The sequence below is a fragment of the Streptomyces sp. NPDC059142 genome (assembly GCF_042755665.1).
In the GTDB taxonomy this organism is placed as follows: domain Bacteria; phylum Actinomycetota; class Actinomycetes; order Streptomycetales; family Streptomycetaceae; genus Streptomyces.
This window is the reverse complement of sequence record NZ_JBHZDA010000193.1, coordinates 1-4,550: the sequence shown is the minus strand read 5'-3', so window position 1 is coordinate 4,550 and position 4,550 is coordinate 1. Positions and strand designations below refer to the sequence as shown.

The 4,550-nt window shown below is 75.1% G+C and carries 1 protein-coding gene; it reads left to right on the top strand.

Annotated elements, in window-relative coordinates; translation table 11 throughout:
- Positions 1-4,550, top strand: a 4,550-nt coding sequence (locus ACFXPK_RS32580) for an SDR family NAD(P)-dependent oxidoreductase (RefSeq protein ID WP_385080763.1), incomplete at both ends; no start/stop codon positions are given.

Here is a 4,550-nt window from a genome sequence, read left to right as displayed (position 1 = left end):
CCTGCGTTGTGGGCGGTGATGGTGTCGTTGGCGGCGGTGTGGGAGTCGTTCGGGGTGCGTCCTGCTGCGGTGGTGGGTCATTCGCAGGGTGAGATCGCGGCTGCGGTGGTGGCGGGTGCGTTGAGTGTGGAGGACGGGGCGCGGGTGGTGGCGTTGCGGAGTCGGGCGATCGCTGCCGGGCTGGCCGGTCGTGGGGGCATGGCGGCGGTGGCGGCACCCGAGAACGACGTGCGCCACCTCCTGGACGGTCTCACGGACACGGTGTCCGTCGCCGCGGTCAACGGGCCTACCGCCACCGTCGTCTCGGGCACCCCCGAAGGACTCGAAGCGCTGCGGCACCGGTGCGACCACGCCGGGGTGCGCTTCCGGCGCGTCGCCGTCGACTACGCCTCCCACTCCGGGCAGGTCGACGCCCTCACCGACCGGATCCTCGCCGACCTCGCCCCGATCCGGGCGGGCCGCGCCGAGGTGCCCTTCCTGTCCACGGTCACCGGCGAATGGCTCGGCGACGATGTCCCGGACGCCGCCTACTGGGTACGCAACCTGCGCCGGCCTGTCCGCTTCGAACAGGCCGTACGCGAGCTGGCGGCCGAAGGCTTCGACGCGTTCGTGGAATGCAGCGCCCACCCGGTCCTGACCGCCGCGATGCAGGAGACCCTCGAAACGACCAGCCACGAGGCGGCCGTGACCGGAACGCTGCGCCGTGACGACGGCGGGGCACGGCGCCTGTTCACCTCGCTCGGCGAGGCCTTCGCACGCGGCGTCCCCGTGGACTGGACCCGGACGTTCGCCGCCACCGGGGCCCGCCCCGTCGCCCTGCCCACCTACGCCTTCCAGCGCGCCCACTACTGGTGGGACCCCGCCTTCCTCCGCAGGTCCACCGCACCCCAGGACGCCTCCCGGACCGCTGACGACACCGGGTTCTGGGCGGCGGTGGAGAGCGGCGACACCGAGAGCCTGGCGCGGACCCTCGACATCGACGGCGCCTCCCTCGGCCCCGTCCTGCCGGCGCTGCGGACCTGGCGCCGGGACCGCACGGCCACGGCCGCCGTCGACTCCTGGCGCTACCACGTCCGCTGGGTGCCCCTGCCCGCGTCCCTGCCTGGCAGCCCCCTGCTGACCGGCACGTGGCTGCTGGCCGTCCCCGCCGGGTCCGCCGTCGCGGCCGAGTGCGCCGACACCGTCGCCGCCGCCGTGCGCGACCACGGCGGTAGCGTCACCACTCTCACCCTGGACGCCACTGCCACCCGGCAGGACATCGCCGGCCTGCTGCCCGCGGAACCCGTCGCGGGCGTGCTGTCCCTGCTGTCCGTCGCCGACGGCGCCGCCACCGGGGACGGCGTCCCGCGCACCGGCCTGACCACGACCCTCGCCCTGCTCCAGGCGCTCGGCGACGCCGGAACCGCCGGTGCCCTGTGGTGCCTGACCCACGACACGATCACCGCCACCGCCCAGGACGCCCTTGTCGACCGGGACGGCGCGGCGGCCCAGCACATGGTGTGGGGCCTGGGCCGGATCGCGGCGCTGGAACACCCCGAGCGGTTCGGTGGCCTGATCGACCTGCCCGCACGGCCCGACGCACGCACCGGCCGCCTCCTCGCGGCGGTCCTCACCGGCACCACCGGCGAGGACCAGGTCGCCCTGCGGCCGTCCGGCGCCCTCGTCCGCCGTCTCACCCGCGCCGCCGCCGGAGCGCGCCCGTCGTGGCGGCCCCGTGGCACCGTCCTGGTCACCGGCGGCACCGGAGGACTCGGCGGCCGGACCGCCCGTCACCTCGCCCGCTCCGGAGCCGAACACCTCCTGCTGGCCAGCCGCCGGGGCCCCGACGCGCCCGGCGCCGCCGAACTCCGCGCCGAACTGGAGGCCATCGGCGCCCGCGTCACCCTGGCCGCCTGCGACATCGGCGACCGCGACGACCTCGTGCGGCTGCTCGCGTCCGTGCCCGACGACTGCCCGCTGACGGCCGTGGTGCACACCGCAGCCGTCCTCGACGACGCCGTCATCGAGCACCTCACCCCCGACCGGATCGACCAGGTCCTGCGCGTCAAGGCCGACGGTGCCTGGCACCTGCACCGGCTGACCCGTGACACGGACCTGGACGCCTTCGTGCTGTTCTCCTCCCTGGCGGGCACACTGGGCGCCTCCGGACAGGGCAACTACGCCCCCGGAAACGCCTATCTCGACGGCCTCGCCGAACGCCGGCATGCCCTCGGTCTGCCCGCGACCTCCATCGCCTGGAGCATCTGGGACGAGCAGGGCATGGCCCACGGGGACGGCATCGAATCCACGGCCGTCCGGCACGGCCTGCCCGTGATGGCACCCGACCTCGCGGCCGCCGCCGTGACCGCGACGGCCGGCGACCACGAGCCGACCGTCATGGTCGCGGACGTGGAGTGGGACAGGTACCACGTCGCCTACACCGCGACCCGGCCCAGCCCGTTCCTCGCCGACCTGCCCGAGACCCGTCGGCTCACCGCGACGGCCGAACCGGCGCCGGCCGCCGCCCCGGGCACCGACCACCTCGCGGCCCGCATCGCGGCCCTGGGCGACCCCGCCGAACAGCGGGCGGCCCTGCTCACCCTCGTCCGCACGCAGGCCGCCCAGGTCCTCGGCCACCCGGGCCCCGACGCCGTCGAACCCACCACGGCCTACCGGGACCTGGGCTTCGACTCCGTCACCGCCGTCGAACTGCGCAACCGGCTCAACAACGTGACCGGACTGCGCCTGGCCTCCACCATCGTCTTCGACCACCCCAACGCCCGGGCGCTCGCCGCCCACCTGCGGGAGGAACTCCTCGGCGACGCCCCGCACACGGACCCGGCGCCCCTTCCCGCCCCGGCCGCCGCGGGCCAGGACGACCCGGTCGCCATCGTCGGGATGAGCTGCCGCTTCCCCGGCGATGTCCGCTCCCCCCAGGACCTGTGGCACCTCCTCCGGGAAGGGGGCGACGCCATCACCCCCTTCCCCGAGGACCGCGGCTGGGACCTCGACACCCTGGCGTCCACCGACCCCGGCCGCGCCGGCACCTCGTCCGCCCGCGAGGGCGGCTTCCTGCACGACGCGGGCGACTTCGACGCCGAGTTCTTCGGCATCTCACCCCGTGAGGCGCTGGCGATGGACCCGCAGCAGCGGCTGCTGCTGGAGACCTCCTGGGAGGCACTGGAACAGGCGGGCATCAACCCGACGACCCTGCACGGCACGCGCGCCGCCGTCTTCACCGGCACCAACGGCGGTGACTACCTCGCCGTCAGCCCCGACGTCCCCGAGGAGACCGCCGGATACGTCGCCACCGGCAACACCGGCAGCGTGCTCTCCGGACGCGTCGCCTACACCCTCGGACTCGAAGGGCCGGCCGTCACCGTCGACACGGCCTGCTCGTCCTCCCTCGTCGCCCTGCACCTGGCCGTCCGCTCGCTCCGTCAGGGCGAGTGCGACCTCGCCCTCACCGGCGGCGTCACGGTCATGTCCACCCCGGGCGTGTTCACCGAGTTCACCCGCCAGGACGGCCTGGCCCCCGACGGCCGCAGCAAGCCGTTCGGTACCGGCGCGGACGGCGCGGGCTTCGCCGAAGGCGTCGGCGTCCTCGTCGTCGAACGCCTCTCGGACGCCCGCCGCAACGGCCACCGGGTACTGGCCGTCGTACGGGGCACCGCCGTCAACCAGGACGGCGCCTCCAACGGCCTCTCCGCCCCCAGCGGTCCGGCGCAGCAGCGGGTGATCCGCGCGGCGCTGGCGGACGCGGGCCTCGGGACCTCGGACGTGGACGTGGTCGAGGCGCACGGAACGGGTACGAAGCTGGGCGACCCGATCGAGGCCGGAGCGCTGCTGGCGACATACGGTCAGGAGCGCGAGCCGCAGAGGCCGTTGTGGCTGGGCTCGGTCAAGTCGAACATCGGCCACACCCAGGCGGCGGCAGGCGTCGCGGGCGTCATCAAGACCGTCCTCGCCCTGCGCCACCGCGCCCTGCCCCCGACCCTGCACGCCGAACAGCCCTCCACACACGTCGACTGGTCCTCCGGCGCCGTGCGCCTGCTGACCGAGCCGCGCGACTGGCCGGACACCGGACGCCCGCGACGCGCCGGGGTCTCCTCGTTCGGGGTCAGCGGCACCAACGCCCACGTCATCCTCGAACAGGGCCCGGACACGGCCGTCCGGGACGACGACGGCGCCTCTGACGGCGCGCCCGCGCCCTGGACGCTGTCGGCCTCGACCGAAGCGGCGCTGCGGGAACAGGCCGGGCGGCTTCTGCCGCTGGCCGCCGGCGCCACCCCGGCCGACGACATCGGGCACGCCCTGGCCACCACCCGCGCCGTGCTCGGCCACCGGGCCGTCGTGCTCGGCACGGACCGCGCCGAGCTGACCAGCCTGCTGACGGATCTGGCGGCGGGCCGCGAGACCCCCGGCGTCGTCCACGGCACGGCCACCCCGTCCGACGACCGCGTCGTCCTCGTCTTCCCCGGGCAGGGGTCGCAGTGGGTGGGTATGGCGGTGGAGTTGCTGGCTGGGGTGCCGGTGTTCGCGGAGCGGATGGGTGAGTGTGCTGTTGCGTT